The 18843-nt window shown below is 45.1% G+C and carries 15 protein-coding genes; 13 read left to right on the top strand and 2 right to left on the bottom strand.

The window, feature by feature from the left end; genetic code table 11:
* The first annotated feature begins 13 nt into the window (after positions 1 to 13).
* From MHI38_RS03215 to MHI38_RS03190, 6 genes are all read left to right on the top strand, one after another.
* Positions 14 to 280, top strand: coding sequence for an HPr family phosphocarrier protein (locus MHI38_RS03215; protein ID WP_244159217.1), 267 nt, complete (start codon positions 14 to 16; stop codon positions 278 to 280).
* Positions 281 to 424: 144 nt separating this feature from the next.
* Positions 425 to 676, top strand: a complete 252-nt coding sequence (locus tag MHI38_RS03210; RefSeq protein WP_090916418.1) for a type B 50S ribosomal protein L31 — start codon at positions 425 to 427, stop codon at positions 674 to 676.
* A gap of 181 nt (positions 677 to 857) precedes the next feature.
* A complete protein-coding gene (locus tag MHI38_RS03205; RefSeq protein ID WP_251504140.1) occupies positions 858 to 1166 on the top strand; it encodes a Dabb family protein in 309 nt (102 codons plus the stop codon).
* 150 nt (positions 1167 to 1316) lie between these two features.
* A complete protein-coding gene (locus MHI38_RS03200; RefSeq protein ID WP_154959270.1) occupies positions 1317 to 2078 on the top strand; it encodes an SDR family oxidoreductase in 762 nt (253 codons plus the stop codon).
* Positions 2079 to 2310: 232 nt separating this feature from the next.
* Positions 2311 to 4038 (top strand): ubiquinone-dependent pyruvate dehydrogenase, encoded by a 1728-nt coding sequence (gene poxB / locus MHI38_RS03195; RefSeq protein WP_341180955.1) that lies wholly within the window; start codon positions 2311 to 2313, stop codon positions 4036 to 4038.
* 170 nt (positions 4039 to 4208) lie between these two features.
* A complete protein-coding gene (locus tag MHI38_RS03190) occupies positions 4209 to 4964 on the top strand; it encodes an SDR family NAD(P)-dependent oxidoreductase (RefSeq protein WP_221789531.1) in 756 nt (251 codons plus the stop codon).
* An 87-nt stretch (positions 4965 to 5051) separates the two neighbouring features.
* Here MHI38_RS03190 and MHI38_RS03185 read toward each other — a convergent pair whose 3' ends face one another.
* Both MHI38_RS03185 and MHI38_RS03180 read right to left on the bottom strand, forming a co-directional pair.
* The gene (locus MHI38_RS03185) at positions 5052 to 5387 is read right to left on the bottom strand and encodes a ribosomal protein L7/L12 (protein ID WP_341180954.1); all 336 of its coding nucleotides are present in this window, start codon (positions 5385 to 5387) and stop codon (positions 5052 to 5054) included.
* Between the two features lie 26 nt (positions 5388 to 5413).
* Positions 5414 to 6631, bottom strand: coding sequence for a cytochrome P450 family protein (locus MHI38_RS03180; protein WP_253494333.1), 1218 nt, complete (start codon positions 6629 to 6631; stop codon positions 5414 to 5416).
* Positions 6632 to 6820: 189 nt separating this feature from the next.
* Here MHI38_RS03180 and MHI38_RS03175 point away from each other — a divergent pair, with 189 nt between their 5' ends.
* The 7 genes from MHI38_RS03175 to MHI38_RS03145 all read left to right on the top strand — a co-directional run bounded on the left by MHI38_RS03175 (position 6821) and on the right by MHI38_RS03145 (position 18768).
* Entirely contained in the window at positions 6821 to 7798 is a 978-nt protein-coding gene (locus tag MHI38_RS03175; RefSeq protein ID WP_341180953.1) for an aldo/keto reductase, read from the top strand.
* A gap of 493 nt (positions 7799 to 8291) precedes the next feature.
* The gene (locus MHI38_RS03170) at positions 8292 to 9392 is read left to right on the top strand and encodes an ATP-binding protein (protein WP_341181901.1); all 1101 of its coding nucleotides are present in this window, start codon (positions 8292 to 8294) and stop codon (positions 9390 to 9392) included.
* Entirely contained in the window at positions 9380 to 11821 is a 2442-nt protein-coding gene (locus tag MHI38_RS03165) for a DUF5682 family protein (protein ID WP_341180952.1), read from the top strand. Before MHI38_RS03170 ends, MHI38_RS03165 begins: the two co-directional genes overlap by 13 nt.
* A 26-nt stretch (positions 11822 to 11847) precedes the next feature.
* Complete coding sequence (locus MHI38_RS03160; protein ID WP_341181900.1) at positions 11848 to 13008, top strand: VWA domain-containing protein; 1161 nt, start codon at positions 11848 to 11850, stop codon at positions 13006 to 13008.
* Between the two features lie 25 nt (positions 13009 to 13033).
* On the top strand, positions 13034 to 16594 hold the full coding sequence (locus tag MHI38_RS03155) for a DUF4132 domain-containing protein (RefSeq protein WP_341180951.1): 3561 nt from the start codon (positions 13034 to 13036) through the stop codon (positions 16592 to 16594).
* A 10-nt stretch (positions 16595 to 16604) separates the two neighbouring features.
* Positions 16605 to 18503, top strand: a complete 1899-nt coding sequence (locus MHI38_RS03150) for a hypothetical protein (protein WP_341180950.1) — start codon at positions 16605 to 16607, stop codon at positions 18501 to 18503.
* Positions 18490 to 18768, top strand: a complete 279-nt coding sequence (locus MHI38_RS03145) for a hypothetical protein (RefSeq protein WP_154959260.1) — start codon at positions 18490 to 18492, stop codon at positions 18766 to 18768. The genes MHI38_RS03150 and MHI38_RS03145 overlap by 14 nt, the downstream gene beginning before the upstream one ends.
* The last annotated feature ends 75 nt before the right edge of the window (positions 18769 to 18843 follow it).

Raw genomic sequence — 18843 nt, 5'->3', positions numbered from 1 at the left:
GGAATTGAAAGTTGTGAGAACACATGAATTTATGATTCACGCGGATTTTCATCGGGATGAGTTACTGTCGGTATCCTCTCAAGCGTCACGTTTTGCTTCGGACATATCATTGTCTTATACGGAGGCTGATCATGAACATCGTGTAGATGTAAAGAGCCTGCTAGGCATGGCATTACTTCCGCTTCGAAACGGCAGTATGGTTCGATTACAGACGAGAGGAAGGGATGAACTCGAGGCGCTCGAGTACATATTGCATGTACTGGAAAAAGGCCCGGCGTAATGATGGATTTAGATACCCACTCGCATGGATTATAATTTTTTTGTCTTTTCGTCAATTCTTGCTGGTACTTCGTGCAAAAAAAGAGTATAATAAAATTTAGTTTGATTCTAGGAAGTACCCATATTAAAGGAGTGTAAATAGATTATGCCAAAAGTTGACATCCATCCTAAAACACAGCTCGTTATTTTCTACGATGCAAGTGCTGACTTCAAATTCCTGGCTTCTTCCACGAAGTTCTCGAATGAAACAATGGAATGGGAAGACGGTAACACTTACCCTGTTATCCGTGTAGATACTAGCTCTGCATCCCACCCGTTCTTCACTGGTAAACAAAGAAACGTGGATATCGGTGGACGTGTTGACAAGTTCAACCGCAAATACAACCTCAAAAACTAGTTCTCTTATAGATGAGGAGCAACCCCTGGAATGTTATTCCGGGGGTTTTTGTTTTTGGTTGTGTTTTCTTAGTTTCTTGCATGAAAGCTCATTGGTTCAATTCAACCAAATATTGCGCTTTCAGCGCATTCAGTTGTAAACTAGAGTACAGAGTCTGAACATAGTGGAGGAGGAAACAGAGATGAGCAGAATTACACATATGGTGACATTTACACTTTATGCAGGTAAAGATACAGCGGAGTCCGAAGTTTTTTTGAACGAAAGTAAGGAAGCGCTTGCGGAAATTCCAGGTGTTGAACATTTCCAGGTCCTACGCCAAGTGAGTGCAAAAAATGAGTTTGATTACGGGTTTTCTATGGAGTTTGCAGATCAGGCTGCTTATGACGCTTATAATGATCATCCCGTACACCGTCAGTATGTTGCTGAGCGCTGGGAGAAGGAAGTCAGCCGTTTTCAGGAAATTGATTTTATGAAACACAATGGTGAATAGAGATCCAAAAGTAACGTTGAAAATGGACTGAGAGTCAAGAAAATCTCCAAAGGAAGTCTTGATATCCGAAAATGCAGGCGTCACGAGTATTCGAAAATTCACTTTTCGAAATCGTTTTAGAGTAGAATGGATAAGGAGGTGACTCAGGTCATGAAGTTGGATTTAACGGGGAAAACGGCATTAGTTACGGGTGCAACTGGGCAATTGGGAAGAGTGATTGCTCGTACACTTGCAACTTGCGGCGCGAATCTGGCATTGCATTACATAAACAACGAAATGAAGGCCAAAGAATTGCAGGACGAGATCGAAGCAATGGGTCGTCAGGCCGTTATCGTACAAGGTGACATGACTAAACAAGATACCGTATTTCAGATGCGAGGTGCGATCCAAAATACGCTGGGTAACGTAGATATTGTCGTTGCGAATGCAGTCATTCAATACGAATGGACTTCCGTTCTGGAGCAAGCACCCGAGGATTACTTAAGCCAGTTCGAATCATGTGTCATGCAGAGTGTATATCTTGCCAAAGCTTTCATTCCGCAGATGCAGGAAATGAGGTCCGGTCGCTTCATTGGGATTAACACTGAATGCGCGATGCAAAATTTTGCCCATCAATCGGCCTACACCGCTGGAAAACGCGGAATGGACGGTGTATATCGTGTGTTAGCGAAGGAAGTTGGCGAATATCAGATTACAGTTAACCAAGTAGCTCCGGGGTGGACAATTAGTGAACGCGATCGAACAAACGAACCAGGACATGATGAGGCGTATACTCGATCCGTACCATTGAGACGCAGGGGAGAAGACCAGGAGATTGCAAACGTCGTTGCTTTTCTGGCATCCGATTTGTCCTCTTTTATCACTGGAGCGTACATCCCTGTAAGTGGTGGAAATGTTATGCCAGCTATTTGATTAATTATGCTCTCAGGAGTAGATATCGTGTAAAAAACAAGATTGATCCGTTTGCCTTTTAAGGTAAGCGGATTTTTTGAGTTTTCTCCAGATGTTAACGCAGAATGTGTTTATATACTTGGAATGACATATGCTTTTGATTCGTTTTTCAAAATATTGGGGTATAAGAATAGGTATATTCAAGGGATGGAAACCTAATCAAAATAACGTTATAAAGGAGTGACCAAGCATCATGAAAAAAACGATAGCAGACGTCCTTGTCGAAGCTTTATTAAATGCGGGAATTCACCGGATATACGGCATTGTTGGAGACTCGTTAAATGCGGTCCTCGACTCCATCCGCAAGTCGGGCAAAATAGAATGGATTCATGTAAGACATGAAGAAGTAGCGGCTTTTGCAGCGGGTGCAGATGCCCAAGTAAGTGGGAGCATTGCCGTATGTGCAGGTAGTAGCGGGCCTGGGAATATGCATCTTATTAACGGACTCTATGATTGCCATCGAAACCGTGTGCCGGTTCTGGCCATTGCTGCTCACATTCCAAGTGACGAGATTGGCAGTGAATATTTTCAGGCGACTCATCCAGAGTATTTGTTTCAGGAATGCAGCCATTATTGTGAAGTGATCACGACAGCTAAGCAGATGCCTCGTTCGCTCACAATGGCGATGCAGACAGCAGTAGCTCGTTCCGGTGTGTCAGTCATTGTGCTTCCGGGCGATGTTGCTGGACTTGAAGCGGCTGATCTGCCTGTTCCCGAGCATGTCTACCATGCGCCACATCCGGTTGTACATCCTTCTGAACCCGAACTCACCAAGCTGGCGGAGTACTTGAATCAGGACAAAAAAATTACACTTCTATGCGGGGCAGGATGTGCGGGGGCTCGTGAACCACTGCTAGAGCTTTGTGATCGATTGAAATCCCCTATGGTTATTGCACTTCGAGGGAAAGAGTACTTAGAATACGACAATCCTTATTCAGTAGGGCTGACAGGCTTAATCGGATATTCTTCGGGATACCATGCCATGATGGACTGTGACGTGCTCCTTATGCTCGGGACTGACTTCCCTTATCGTCAGTTCTATCCGGAAGATGCAACTGTACTGCAAGTGGATATTCAAACCTCGCATTTAGGGCGGCGAACTAAACTGGATTACGGAGTTTGCGGTGATATCAAGGCGACGATTGAAGCGTTGCTTCCATACCTCACGGCTGAACATAGTGACAAACATCTGCGTAAAAGCGTGAAGCATTATACGAAAGTAAGGGAGGATTTGGACGAGCTTGCGGTGGGAAAACCAGGCAAAAAGCCTATTCATCCGCAATACTTGACCAAAGTGATCAGTGATGCCGCTGCGGAAAATGCAATCTTCACTTGTGATGTAGGTACACCCACGGTGTGGGCAGCACGTTATATTCAGATGAGCCGTAACCGCAGATTGCTGGGTTCATTCAATCACGGAACGATGGCTAATGCACTGCCTCAGGCCATTGGGGCTCAGGTTGCTGATCCTGAAAGGCAGGTCATCTCGTTGTCCGGAGATGGGGGATTAGCGATGCTTATGGGGGATCTGCTCACGCTGAAGCAGCATAACCTCCCAGTCAAAGTAGTTGTGTTTAACAATGGCGCACTCAGCTTTGTAGAGCTGGAGATGAAAGCTGCCGGTTTCCTCGAATCGGGGACAGAGCTTGTGAATCCAAACTTCGCGATGGTGGCACAAGCAATGGGCATTGAAGGCATACGCGTAGAAGATCCTGCCGAGCTTGAGGGAGCCATAGAGCGCGCGTTGCAACACAATGGCCCGGTATTGATCGACGCTGTTGTGAATCGCCAGGAGCTGTCCCTGCCACCGAAAATTAATATAAAACAAGCGGAAGGATTCACGTTATGGATGATGAAAGCCGTTCTGAATGGCCGTGGCGATGAATTAATTGAGCTGGCGAAAACGAACTTGCTTCGGTAAGCAAAATCATATGGGTTGATATAATTTAGTTTGTTTTTAAATCAATTGTTTATTAAAATAGGTAAAGTCAGGAAGGAGTCATGTCCTTGCTGACCTACATAGCTCATCCATATCGAGGCGAGGAATGAATAGGTACAATCACAAATGACACATAATCGGAGGAGATCATCATGAGTCACGCAGGAAAAGTAGCCATCATTACGGGAGCAGGAAGTGGATTAGGTCAAGCCGCAGCACTGAAACTAGCGGAGCAAGGAGCTTCCATCGTTGTCGTAGATTTGGTGGAAAAGACAGGTCTTGAAACGGTGAAGCAGATTGAACAGCTGGGGAGCAAGGCAATTTTTGTTCAGGCTGATGTAAGTAAAGCTGTTGAGGTAGAGAATTATGTGAAAAAGACGATCGAAGAGTTTGGCCGGATTGATATGTTTTTCAACAATGCGGGAATTGCCGGCCCAGGGATCAAATTAATCGAACATACCATTGAGCAATTTGACCAGATTATTGATATTAATTTGAGAAGCGTATTTTACGGATTAAAATATGTTATTACCGAAATGCTCAAAACGGGTGGAGGTTCCATAGTGAATACAGCTTCTACCGCTGGAATTGTGGGTGTTCCGGCAGTTGCTCCGTATGCGGCGACCAAACATGGTGTTGTTGGTTTGACGCGCACAGCAGCGATTGAATATGGCAAGGAGAACATTCGCGTGAATGCGATTGCTCCAGGGACGATTGAAACACCGATGGTTGTTCAATTCGGTAAAGATAATCCGGAGGTTTTCCAAGCTACAGTAGATAGCATTCCATCCGGACGTCTCGGTAAGCCGGAAGAAATCGCTAATCTGGTTTCTTTCCTGCTTGGAAACGATGCACCGTACATCAACGGAGCTGTATATCCGATCGATGGTGCGGTAACTGCTCAGTAAGAAGTCAGGGCGCCATGAAAAAGAGTACTCAAAAGAGGAACTGTATGCGTTAATCCGCTCAGTTCCTCTTTCATTTTGAGGGCGATACTATCGATCTAATGCTTCAACATAATCTTTAGCTTCTTTTAAAGAAAGGCTGCGGGCTTCACGAAGTTTTTTAATGGCTTGAATTTTGTTTCCACCCCGTACCATTGCAAGCAATTCCTGATCCAACTCCGTATTCATGTCGAATCCGCTCTGAGGAAAAGAATCTGTGCTTGTAGATGAAGAAAAGGATGAAGCATTTTGGACAGAAGAAGCGTTCATGGCAAAACGATTTGCATCGAGAGACGAACCGTTTTGAAGTAGCTCTACCTCTGATTTCAGCTCATCTACCTGACGTTGCAGATTGCCGAGTTTGGACCAGAGAATTGGAATAATCAACAGGAATACCACGAATAAGAAACTGCTCATTTCAGTAGAACCGGAATTTCCTTGACGCCGCGAACGACCATGCCCGGTCTCCATTCCAGTGTATCCACATCTTTTTGTAACTTCATGTTAGGAAAGCGATTGATCAGCGTACTCACGGCAATTTCACCTTCAAGTCGGGCCAGCGGTGCACCGAGACAGAGATGAATACCTTTGCCAAAAGCGAGATGCGCACTTTTCTCACGTGTGATATCGAATACATCCGGATCTTTGAATTGCTCTTCATCACGATTCGCCGAATCCAGCGCCACAACCACAAGTTCACCTTTGGTAATCTGCTGCCCACGAAACTCCATATCCTCTGAAGCCCAGCGTGAGGTGCTGAACTCAACTGGTCCGTTATATCTCAGCATCTCTTCAATGGCTTGATGGATCAGTTCAGGCTCCCGAATTAACAAATCTCGTTGTTCCGGATGCTCAAGCAGGGCCAGAATACCGTTTCCAATAAGATTTACAGTGGTTTCATGTCCAGCAATAATAAGCAGAGAGACCACACCAAGCAATTCTTTTTCGGTCAATTGCTCCCCGGATTCTTCGGCAATGACTAGCTGGCTGATCAGATCCTGACCGGGGTCTTTACGTACTTTGGCGAACCAATCGGTCAAATATTCGATGAACTCCCGTTCATGTTGTTGGAATAGTTCTTCATTCTTGCCGGTGGAAGCCTCAATAACGGTGTTGGACCACATGCGGAATTGATCACGATCCTCAAGCGGCACGCCGAGAATTTCACTAATCACAATAATAGGCAGCGGAAAAGCAAAGTCATCGATGAGATTCATCGTTGCTTGCGAAGGCAACTTGTCAAGCAGATCATCGGCAATGCTCTGAATATGGCTTCTCATATCTGCGACAAGTTTTGGCGTGAAAGCCTTCTGTACCAAACCTCGCAAACGACGATGATCAGGTGGATCGGAGAACAGCATATTTTTTGAAAAAATACTCTTGCCCTCTGTCCCGTATCGTTTGACTATGTCTTTGCTGAAGCGGGAATCTTTCAAAATCTGAACAGCATCCTCATATCGAGAAATGATCCAGCCAAACTCTCCACTCGGAAACATGACTTTAAAGATGGGGTCATCTTTTCTTAATTTTCCATATACCGGATAAGGATTTTGAGTAAATGATGCTGTGAAAAAATCTGGGCTAGAGGTCTCGTTGCTCTCATTCGTCTCATTAGATTCATTTGGATTCAAATGTGTAATCTCCTCTCCTTAGCAATAAGATATGTCACTTTGTAATTATTCCATATGTAAAGGTTCGAAACCTTGTTTTTCCATGATAAAAATGCGAGCGATGCAGGAATATCGTGTTGGACTCAAGAAGACAAGATAGGAAGTCAAGAATACGTTTTCAAAAATAAAAAAATGAGAGGGAGTACGGAAATGTCATATAGACAGTTGCCTTTACATGATCATCAAATTCCCGCGAGTCCTATTGTTCTGGGGTGTATGCGCTTTGGAGGAGATTGGGATGGAGCCCCCATTACTGAGGATTTGGTGGTCGAAGGCCGTCAAGCGGTAGAAGCCGCACTGGAGATTGGCATTAATCATTTTGACCTGGCGGACATCTATACACGTGGGAAAGCGGAGCATGTATTTGGGCGGATCTTATCTGAAAGGAACGGACTTCGGGAACAGATCATTATTCAATCTAAATGCGGAATTCGGCTGGTAGGGGATGATGAGGGGCCACAGCGTTATGACACATCAGGGGCACATATTATAAAGAGTGTTGACGGGATTTTATCCCGGCTCGGCACGGAGTATCTGGATATTTTGCTGCTGCATCGTCCCGACCCACTTGCCCACCCGCAGGAGATCGGAGAAGCGCTGGCTAAACTTCATCAGGCTGGAAAAGTAAGAAACTTCGGCGTGTCTAATATGGGTTCTGAACAGATCCGTTTGCTTCAGATGCACAGTCGTATGCCATTCATCGTGAATCAACTGGAGATGAGCCTTGATAAAATCGGTTTTGTAGAGGCTGGCGTAACCGTGAACCGTGCGCAGGCGAAAGAAAATGTTTTCCCATACGGTACGATGGAGTACTGCCAGGCAGAGCGTATTCAGTTACAAGCTTGGGGTCCTCTCGCACAGGGAAGATTTACAGGCAGAGCGATTGAACGACAACGACCCGAGATTGAAGCAACGGCAGAACTGGTGGCTCGTATTGCTAAAGAGCGTGGTGTCACGAGTGAAGCCATTGTACTAGCTTGGTTAATGAAACATCCAGCCGGAATTCAGCCGGTGATTGGTTCGATTCGTCCAGAGCGGATTCTCGCTTGTCGTGATGCGGCTCAGGTTGAACTCACACGGTATGAATGGTACGAGCTGTACTCGTCTTCGTGCGGACGGAGAATGTAGTGTCTACAGAACAGGATATATGTTTGCATATAGTCGCTAATCTAGCGGCTTTTTGTTTATGGCTGTAGCCAGTTGAGTGCGTGAAGTGAGCGATAATATGCCGCCAATTATGCGGGTGGATGAAACACAGGAAGCACAGTTCTGTGTTTTGCATTCTTTTCTTTTTATGCAGTGATTAGAAGAGATGTTGGATTGTTTATAAGATTGTAGTGCCCTATCTCTGAAGTCCGGCCGTTAGTGTTGATAGGTAGAACTATATGCCTAAGCGATATTCCAAAGGATAGAATGAGAAATTGCTCTATTCTAGAGGTAGACCGGGAGAGAGGATTCACATTTGTGCGGTGATGTAAGTCCTCGGACTTAGTCAAAAGTGCAGGTAAGAAGGACGTTTCAACCATTTTTGCCCGTTTTCAGACTTAATAACTTACGGCTGTGATAAAATGATGTGAATAGGAACATACGATCTGTTTATTTGAGAGGAGACATCTTGATGATAGAGATGCTTAAACCGCCTGCGGAGACATTATACGAGGCTGAGTTAAGGGCGTTACAACAGGAGGATCAGGGTCATCGTCCGCCCAACTGGTTATTATCTCCAGCTAATGTGAGGGATTTTATTGTTGGTCGAGATAAGCCAGCGATGCTGGATGGAGAGAAGATCACCATTACACGTAAATTTTACGGGAATGATGTGTTGATTGAACGTGCAGTTGTTACCCTTGCAGGAAATCGCGGGTTGATGCTTGTCGGTGAGCCCGGTACAGCAAAAACAATGCTCAGTGAGTTGCTTACGGCAGCGATCTCGGGGACCAGTCTGAATACCATACAAGGTACAGCTGGAACAACGGAGGATATGATCAAGTATTCCTGGAATTATGCGATGCTTTTGGACAAAGGACCTTCTGAAGCGGCTCTAGTGCCTTCCCCTTTATACAATGGTATGAAAAAGGGTATTTTAACGCGCTTTGAGGAAATTACACGTTGTCCGGCAGAAGCACAGGACAGCTTAATTAGTATTTTGAGTGATAAAGTCATGAGCATTCCAGAACTTGACGGGGGTGTGCTTTTTGCCAAACCGGGATTCAACGTCATTGCTACGGCAAACATTCGGGATAAAGGTGTAAATGAGATGAGCGGCGCACTCAAGCGACGTTTTAATTTTGAAACGATCAGACCGATCCAGAATGTGAAGATGGAAGCCAAAATCATCGAATCTCAGGCGAGAAACCTGTTATTACATAGTGGAATTGATACCGAAATTCAGACCGACGTGGTGGAGTTGCTGGCAACTACATTTATGGAACTGCGAACAGGCATGTCTCGCGAAGGGTACAAGCTTGATACACCTCAAGCGTCCATGAGTACTGCAGAAGCCGTGTCAGTATATGTGCAGAGTGCAATGACATCGTACTATTACGAGGGGAAATCTATTGCGCTGGATCGGTTGGTACAAAACATGCTGGGAACCATTGCAAAGGAAAGCGACAAGGACCTAGGCATTCTCAAAAACTATTTTTCCAAAATTGTCAAAGCTCGCTCTGCCGAAGAGGAGATTTGGAAAAATTATTATGAGGAAAGAAAATGGATCGGTTAGACCAAGTAGAGCCCGCCGACGCTGTTGGTTTATCGGATGTTACGGATTTCAATCAGCTTCAATCCTTATTCGATACGAGTGTATATAACTTAAATAATCGAACGGTTTATTTTCCAATACGGCATCATAGTCCAGCTTGTTCTCATCATCTGTTGCATGTCATCGGAGATTACAAACCCGATATCATTTTGATTGAAGGGCCAGAAAGCGGTAATCCCCTGATACCTGTTTTAACGGATGAAGCGACCTTGCCTCCGGTCAGTCTCTATTATACCTATGAAGATGAATATGGAAGAGAAGCCTGTTATTATCCGATGCTCCGGTATTCACCCGAATATGTCGCGTTGAAGCAAGCCCACCGGCTTGGCATTCCGGCACAATTTATAGATTTGGATTATCGGCATGTATCCAGAAACACGGAGAGTCCTTCGCAAACAGAACAGAAAGAAATCTCCGTTCAGGACGAAACACTGCTTGCCAGTTCAGAATTTATTAACCGTTTATGTGAGAAAACAAACTGTCGCAGTTTTGATGAACTATGGGAAAAGGTGTTTGAGATCGGTGGGCTGCAGAAACCTACCTCTGCCTTTGTGCAGGATGTTTTCACGTATTGTACATTATCCCGAATGTGTTACACCCCGGAGCGGCTGATGACGAGTGGTGACCTGGTGAGAGAAGCCCATATGGCAAAACGAATCAAGGAAGCTGAAGAGCAGTATCAGCGTGTGCTTGTAATTACGGGAGGTTTTCATACTTTTGGTTTAGTGAATTCTACTGTTCAGGAAAAGGAAACCAAGGGCAATTCAACTCAGCACGATATATCTGATTCAGGAAATGTTCAAGAACAGGTGTATCCGATGGTGTATACATTTGCCGAAGCTGATCGATTGAATGGCTATGCCAGCGGTATGCCTTATGTGTATTTTTACGATCAAATCTGGGATCAACTGCTCCATATTTCACGTTCTCCTTACCGTGTAACTACACTGAACGTGTTATCCAGATTGATGCGCAAGCTGCGAGAACGGGAAGAACATGTTTCCACGAGTGATGCCATTGAGGCATATAGTATGATTCAAGGTCTGGCGGAGCTTCGAGGCAAGCAGGAGGGCGGAGTGTACGAGCTGATGGACGCGGCCCTCTCTTCATTTGTCAAAGGAGAGCTTACACTTGCCACCGACAAGCCGCTTCAGGAACTACAACTTCTGTTGACCGGAGACGCCATCGGGAGTGTTGCACCTAATGCTTTTCATATTCCTATCGTTGAGGATTTTAAAGCGCGATGCACAGAATTCAAACTTCAGATTCGAACAACGGGTCAGCATAAAAAGGTACTTGATCTGTATGCCAAGCCGGAACATCGTTTGATTAGCCAGTTGTTTCAATGCATCTCTTATCTTGTTCCCGAGTTCGCGAAGCGACAGGCGGGACCGGATTGGATCGCGCAGCGTGATATGAATCTGGTTCGTGAAACGTGGGAATACATGTATTCCTCACGAATTGAAGCGCGGCTTATTGAAAATTCTTTATATGGCGGAACACTTGCCACAGCAGCTACTCGAAAGATGGAAGAGCAGATGCGAGATATTCCTGACCATCACAGCGGTGAACTTGCTCAAAAAATGCTCCAGGCACTATTAATGGGACTTCAGGAGACAGCGATGCGTTTGTATGCCCAGGTTCGAGCAGCTTTGCGGACAGATGGACATTTTCTGTCACTATGCAACAGCTTAACGATTCTGAATCGGATTCATCAGCATCGCCGGCTGCTAGGACTATCGGATGACCCTCATCTTCCTGAATTAGTATCTGAAGCTTACCGTAACGCGGTGGACAAGCTGCAACAGCTTTCGCGAACGAATGCGGACGAGCATGAAGGTATTATTCAGGGAATAAAGCTACTTGCAATGCTGGCCGAGTCTGCCGAAGAGCAATTCCAGGATACGGCTTTTCGAAACCATTTGCACGAGCTTTTATCGGATTCGAAGCTTCCTGCTCAGCTCGAAGGGGTCTGTATCGCTATTGCTTCGGGACTTGGTGATCGATCTAGAGAAGAGATCGTGGAGCGTGCCCGCGGGTATATCCGCGGAACGCCGGAACAGACGCGTCAAACGGCTTTATTTTTACAAGGTGTGTTTACCGTAGCTCGAGATGCATTTCTATATGAGGACCAGCTGTTACAAGAGCTAAACGGGTTAATTGAGCAGTTATCCTATGATGATTTTATTGCTATGATTCCAGAACTACATCTGGCTTTCACTTATTTTACGCCAATGGAAACAAATCTGATTGCCGAGCGCGTGGCCAATCTGCACCAAGTGAGGTCGGATGAAATGTTGATGCCTGTGCTGGACGAGCAACTGCTTATTCGTTACAAAACGCAGGACGAAGCGCTTCGAAAGGAGTTTGCTGCATGGAAGTTAATATGAATGATGCCCGTCGCGGCCAGGACGAAATGTTGCCAGAGTTGTCTTCCTCGGAAGAACGAAGTGCTGTTGAAACTTTGAACCGTTGGCGCCTGATTTTGGGAGAATCTGCAGAGGAAGGTCTTTGTGAATCGGATCAATATAAAACGGGTGAATTTCAGTATGTTGAATTGGACGAGATTCTGGGGTACCTCTATAACCGTGAATACGGTGAAGAACAAGGTTACCGAAAAGAGGGTGGACGTGGTTCATCCGAGCTTACCGTACCTAATTGGTTACACAAGGTCAGAGATCTTTTTCCCAAATCAACGGTTGAAATTTTGGAGAAGCAGGCACTTGATCGTTATGGACTGACGGAGCTCTTAACCGATAAAAAACTGCTGGAGTCCCTTGATCCTAATATGAACCTGCTCAAAAACATCATGCAGTTCAAAGGGCGAATGAAAGGTGATGTACTGCGGAGTGCAAAAGATATTGTACGCACAGTGGTTGAGGATCTGCGCAGGAAGCTGGAGTCTCATACTCGGGCCAGTATTATGGGAAAACGCAGTCGGTACGCATCCAGTTCGGTGCGATCCCTGCGCAACCTGAACTTTAAACGAACGATTACTCGTAATCTTAAAAATTATGATAAACACAAACGAAGGTTTGTGATCGATCGACTTTATTTTGACGGGAATTTAGAGCAACACAATAAGTGGAACATCATTATCGGTGTAGATGAAAGCGGTAGTATGATGGATTCGGTGATTTACAGTTCGGTCATGGCGAGTATTTTTTATCGATTGAACGCACTACGCACAAAGCTGTTCATCTTTGATACCAAAGTTGTGGACCTGAGCGACCGACTTGAGGACCCCGTAGATGTATTGATGAATGTGCAACTCGGTGGAGGAACCCATATCGCCAAAGCGCTACGTTATGGGGAGACGCTGATTGAGAATCCTGGAAAAACGATCTACATTTTGGTGAGTGATCTGGAGGAAGGTTACCCGATTAATCAGATGTATCAAGCTTGTAAGGATATTATCGATGCGGGATGCAAGTTGCTTGTGCTTACCGCTCTCGATTTCAACGGAGATTCGGTGTACAACAAACATGCTGCACAGACTTTAGCCAATATGGGGGCACATGTAGCAGCGATTACACCTAATGAACTTGCCGAATGGATCGGCGAAATGATCACTTAAACATACTTTTAGGAGGAATATAATCATGCTTACCGCAGACCGTGCAGTAGAGAGTTTGGTAGAAAAGTTCGCTTCCATTTGTTCAGATGACTACTCGCTCAAAACAGATCGTAGCTCCGAAATTATCGATTACGTCATGGGTGCAACCGAAAAGTTCCCTGAGATGATGGGTAAAACGAGTCATTATGTCTATCGAACGGTAGAAGCTCTGTCCAAGCTTGGCAAAAAAGATGATGGAGATATCTTTTTTCGTGCCGGAGCTATTGCCATGCATTTGGAATCGAATTATTTCCGTAGAAGTCCTTGGGGGGTTAACGCATTCACAGCTTGTCTGGGTGATGATTCGGAGGCTTACGGATTAAATGGGAAAAGCAAGATTTCGGATCGGATGGGAACCTTGTTATCTCGTTTGAAGAAAATGAAGCAATATGCGGGTGAAGAAGAAATTCTCTCTGAGCTTAAGAGGCGCGTGAAGCGAGCACAATGGCTATTCGATTCCAAAAAAGCAGATAGTCAGGGTAATTTCAGAGATGTGATTGATGCCATGATGCTTGTTCATTTGTGTGTGCAACCGGATGTGGAATTTGCAAATAAGCAAGAGATCGAGGATATGAGTTCCGTCCTGCCCGAGTTGTTTCAGCATGTTATGGCGAACGATGCGACAAATCTTCATCAAGAGCTGTACCGCTTGATTGAACCTTTGGTTGCAGGCAACGTTCAAGGCAAACAAAACGGTTCGTCACAGTTGCTGGAAGAGGAATTCCTGAAACAGAAACGTAGCGAATTGATTGCCAAGCATTATCCTGAAATCACTTACTCCGCGAAACATCATGTTTCACATGCGGAATTCCATCAGACGATGGTTTTATTGAGCAGTGCAGTCTTGTATCTGACGAATATCAATGGAGGAAAGCAACGCTTTCTGGATAACGTTAGTGACGTTGGCAAGGTACTACTCGAAGTCATTCATCACCTGCATGAACTGTATCCGATGGAGGTTCGTAAGTATTTACTTAGCATGAACCCTCGTTCAAGAAGTGAAGATGATCTGCTGTCCGGGCTGATCCCTCTGAACGAACCCTATCAATTGATTGAAATGATGCAACTCGAATTGAATTCGTACCGCGTGTCTTGGATTATAATCAAAGCGGCAATTGCCAATCAACCTGAGCAAGCCAAACGAGCATATGAGATTGTCAGAGCACCATTCCTGAAGTTGTGTCTTCATAAAATGATGTTGGATCAAGCTATCAATGGAATTCAACCGGAAAGCACAATTGAAGATGCTGTATTCCAAGTGTTGCGTCAACCGCTCGAAGGTGGGAGACAAGGTCTTGCCATTGCGAGATATTTAAGTGGTGAGTACACACTTGAAGAGTATTGGGAAGACAAGGACAGCCGTGGATTGTTTAATCATGTCAACCGGGATCGGAAGCGGATTAACAATCTCATTAGTATCAGCTTCCTGCCCATTGATTCGGAGCCAATGCACCGCTTTGCGATTTTGCTAACTCATCCGGAATGGACGCTGGACATTGTCTCGGACATGTATCATTCTTATGCTTTTAGTGGTGAGCAGATTTTAAATACGTATGGTGACGACCCTCAGGTGAAACGAGAACAACTGCTGACTAGTCTGATTTCGCTGAATGGTATGACAGATTATACTTATCAATCGATGCCGCAGGATGAGTATCGCCGTATTTTACAGCAAAACCTGGAGTACGCGTTGAAGCAGTATAAAAAACTGCCAACGGATACACGTATTTTAACGCTTGAGGTTGCATTTGAGCAGCGAGATACCCTGCCTAAGCAACAATTGGTAGCAGCTATTCAGGTAGGTTTACAGGATGCTTCTAAACGGGCGAGCAGTATTGCTTTGGCTGAGTTCAACCGGGTTCCGGATCAAGAACTGTATATGATGATTTACCGTGCGGAGAAAAAGGCTTCGATTAAAGAAATGGCGCTAACAGCGATCCGTAGTCTGGATAACAGTAAGGAATTATACACTGAACTCTTGCAAAATGAGAAAGCCACCGAATTGAAAAACCTGATTCAAATTCTGCTTGATACGGCTGACCTAAGCCCTGAATATTCACATGCAGCGTTAGCTGACCTGGCCGATGCGAAAAAGATGTCTCGGATCAGCTGGTTACCTCTAAAGGAATTGCCTGCCTTGATTCGATCCACAGATGGTTTGCCATTAGATGATCGGATCAAACAATATGTATTACTGCAATCGATTGATCATGGGTCTGGCCCGAATGAGCGGTTAAATGAACTGCGAGAATATGTAAGCGAAGCTTCACTTATTCGTTTTTCAAAGGAACTGTTACAGCTATGGATTCAGGATGGTGCACCTGCGAAAGAAAAGTGGATCATGTATGTTTCCGCACTGTTCGGTGATCTTCAGATTGTTCATATATTGACCCCACAGATTAAGGAATGGACAGAGAATAGCCGCGGGGCTATAGCAGCCGAGGCAGTGAAGGTACTCGCATTTCTAAAAGAACCTGCCGCACTGATGGCAATTGACAAGGTTAAACGCAGTGTAAAGAACCGTCAGGTAAAAGGCGCAGCCGAAGAGGCTTTGCAGCTTGCAGCAGAAAATATGGGATTGACTGCAGAGCAACTTGAAGACCGTCTAGTCACTTCCCTTGGTTTTGATGAAAAAGGCAAGTTACAGCTTAGTTACGGTGAACGGTCCTTCCAGGTCAAAGTTAATGCCGATCTACAGGTTGTGGTCGTAAACGAAGAAACAGGTAAAGCCGTTAAAAGTTTGCCTGCTCCGGCACAAAAGGATGATCCTGAGCTCGCGGCAGAATCCAAGGCACGTTTTACCCAGTTGAAGAAGGATCTGAAAACGATGGTTACGATCCAGACTGCACGCTTGGAAGAGTCTTTATCCAAACAGCGTTTATGGACAGGTGAGGAATGGACTTCCCTATTTGTAGACAATGTCATCATGCAGAAATTTGCCGTTGGATTAATCTGGGGCATTTATGAGCAGGGTGAGTTAATCCGTACATTCCGTTATATGGAGGACGGTACATTTAATACGGTGGACGAGGATGCAACGGATCTGCCATCAGGAGCTCAGGTGGGTCTTGTACATCCGCTTGAACTGGACCAGGATACACTTGAAGGCTGGACTACTCAGCTTGAGGATTATGAGGTCAAGCAGCCGTTCGAACAATTGAAACGTCAAATCCATTTAATTGAGGATGAAGATCGGGCCAAGACTGAGTATGATGGTCTCCCAGAAGAGGAATTTTCACCAACAGCTCTCCCGAAAGCATTGGAGAAATACGGATGGATTAAAGGTCCTGCGCAAGATGGCGGCTGGTTCAACGAGTTTTACAAAGAGTACGGAGAGATTGTTGCTGAACTTCGGTTCAGCGGTACAAGTATCACGTATTATGAAGGGATGGACGACGTGACGCTGGAATCGTTACATTTCTTCAAACCAAATGGCAAGAGACAGCACTATTATTATGCAGATAACAAATCCATTCCTTTGGGCCAAATTTCAGGCCGAGTATTCAGTGAGACTCTCTATGATATTTTGAGAGCAACGGGGCGTTGATTTGGTGGTTATGGACGATTTCAGTGAATTCAAGCAGAAATTCAGACACTTTACAAAATTGTGCACAGAGGATTATCTCATTCGTTATGCGAACAAGGGGCTATATAAAAGGGCGCTTAAAGAGCTAGATCAAGGTGTACAAGTACAGTACACCTGGAATACAGCTTCAGTGAGCTGTCAGCTAAGTGAGGGTATCGAGTGTACCCTCTATGCTACGCTGGATGAATGGCAGTGCTCCTGTCCCTCGGAGAATATCTGCAAGCATGTCTTGATTGCGATTCTGTATGACCAGCGTCAGCAGATCACTGAAGACAGTGTTATGGGTGAGGATATTGTAGAAGTTGAGAAAATTGCCGAGCCTTCAGCAAACATTTCTACATCTTCCCCGTCAGCCTTGGATGTAAAACCATCTTCTGCTGATTATGCAGATCCTGACACTATTAAAGAATACGAGCTTCAGACGCAGGATAAGTTTCATCAGGTTAACGAGTCAGAAAGGCTGGATTACGGTTTGCAGTCTCATGCGCCGGAGGGACATGTCCGTTTTCGCTGGATGCTCGAAGCCGATCTTACTCCCATCCTGAAATCATATACTTCGACGATGGTTGAAGAGGTCGTTTTTCGTTTGCGTTATCCTGAGGACATTCAAATCATGGAAGACACACTGCTTACCGTACATTTAAAAAGTCAGAATATCGAGGTATCCTTCACAGAAGAACCTCAGCTGACCAAAGCTTTATGCAAGTTAAAGCAGACCGCGGGAAAAATGGCCAAGCTTGAAGCTTTGCTGAGATACCGTATATGTCATGGGGTCGATGACACGGACGCTTTGAGTGTCCGCGCATATGAGCCCAAGTTCTCGCTTCAAACGATTCAGGAATGCCGCGACATGTTGGGAGGCATGCTTAAGACAGGGCTCGCCAGACTGCCTCAGTCATATAATGCGCAGCTGGAGACGCTGGCCATTGCTGCACATAGTGGTAACCTTCCAGAGATTGAACGTAGTTTACGCGGCATTCAGGGAGAACTCCAGCTTTTTTTCAAGCGTCATGTACGTTTCTCCATGCAGACGATGCTGGATCGTATAAGTAAGCTATATCTCGCGCTAGAAGTGCTTGAACAAGGCGAAATCCCTGTTAGGCAACAAAGTCAGCTGGTTGGCAGTTTCCGAAGTAAGTACTTTACCGTACCTTCACTGCATCTCTATGGGCTAGGAGCAGACTCTTGGGAGACACGGTCAGGATTTCGCGGCATTACGTATTATTTCTATTGCTTTGATGATGGGCAGATCTATACGTACAGTGATGTACGTGCGGTGTACTATGAGGATCAACAATTCTCGTTTGCCGAGCATTATGCAGCGTTTACCCCCTGGTTGCCAAGTTTGACATTTAGTCAATTTACGGGAGAAGAAGTTCAGTTTCAGTCGGTTAAAGTGAATGAAGAACGACGAATTTCTTCAGGTGATGGAGCGAAACTGACTATTTTACCACGAACCGGAGTGACTGAGGTTCATTTTGGAGAGTACCTGCTAGACATACCTGCAGCACTTGAACGGGAGCCCGATTCTATTGATCTATTCGCTGAACCAAAAGAACGGTTGGCACTAATTGAGGTTGCCCGTATTACAGAGCATAGCTTTAACAAACAAACGCAGGATCTGATCCTTATGGTCGAGAATACTGAGGGGGCACGCTTGCCTCTCACACTTCCATACTCATCGGATTGGCAATCTATGATTAACAGACTCGAATCAGGATTTGGTTCACAAAAACTTGAACATTTTTATGCATTTGTTCGAATAGAAACGAAACGTATTAGTCCAATCAGTTTTCTAAAGGGCCAGACGTTGCTAAGCTTGAAGCTGGATTCCAGTAGTGGAAGGATGGGACGTTTTGGAAGAAGATAGTGGATTGATACAGCAGTTATCCGATTGGTCTGAAGAACTACTTCTTCGGGGGTTATCTCAATTTTCGATTCGAGATACGCAACTGCTTGAGCAACTGGATGCCAACGCGCAGCGATTGCAGATGCACTTCCTGCATGAATTGATCAGCGGTGTTCTAGAGGCAGGGCGCAAAGTGGCACTAGGCGAAGCACAAGATGAACGGCTCTTGGATCAATATTGTCGTCTGAGTCAATATGTTCAGCTTAGTGTACAATCACAAACTTGATCTCTCTAGTTAACTTGTTTAACGTTATGGCTGATTTAGAGAACGATGAACAGTGTTAAGTCTGTACTAAGGTAT

The sequence above is a fragment of the Paenibacillus sp. FSL K6-1558 genome, assembly GCF_038002565.1.
GTDB classification, from domain to species: domain Bacteria; phylum Bacillota; class Bacilli; order Paenibacillales; family Paenibacillaceae; genus Paenibacillus; species Paenibacillus polysaccharolyticus.
This window is presented reverse-complemented; position numbering and strand designations above follow the sequence as displayed.

What these genes read in the sequence shown, in the direction of transcription:
- MHI38_RS03165 (WP_341180952.1), top strand. Translation starts at nt 9,380, where the DNA reads ATGGATCGGTTAGACCAAGTAGAGCCCGCCGACGCTGTTGGTTTATCG.
- MHI38_RS03155 (WP_341180951.1), top strand. Translation starts at nt 13,034, where the DNA reads ATGCTTACCGCAGACCGTGCAGTAGAGAGTTTGGTAGAAAAGTTCGCT.
- MHI38_RS03205 (WP_251504140.1), top strand. Translation starts at nt 858, where the DNA reads ATGAGCAGAATTACACATATGGTGACATTTACACTTTATGCAGGTAAA.
- MHI38_RS03200 (WP_154959270.1), top strand. Translation starts at nt 1,317, where the DNA reads ATGAAGTTGGATTTAACGGGGAAAACGGCATTAGTTACGGGTGCAACT.
- poxB (WP_341180955.1), top strand. Translation starts at nt 2,311, where the DNA reads ATGAAAAAAACGATAGCAGACGTCCTTGTCGAAGCTTTATTAAATGCG.
- MHI38_RS03150 (WP_341180950.1), top strand. Translation starts at nt 16,605, where the DNA reads ATGGACGATTTCAGTGAATTCAAGCAGAAATTCAGACACTTTACAAAA.
- MHI38_RS03210 (WP_090916418.1), top strand. Translation starts at nt 425, where the DNA reads ATGCCAAAAGTTGACATCCATCCTAAAACACAGCTCGTTATTTTCTAC.
- MHI38_RS03160 (WP_341181900.1), top strand. Translation starts at nt 11,848, where the DNA reads ATGTTGCCAGAGTTGTCTTCCTCGGAAGAACGAAGTGCTGTTGAAACT.
- MHI38_RS03190 (WP_221789531.1), top strand. Translation starts at nt 4,209, where the DNA reads ATGAGTCACGCAGGAAAAGTAGCCATCATTACGGGAGCAGGAAGTGGA.
- MHI38_RS03175 (WP_341180953.1), top strand. Translation starts at nt 6,821, where the DNA reads ATGTCATATAGACAGTTGCCTTTACATGATCATCAAATTCCCGCGAGT.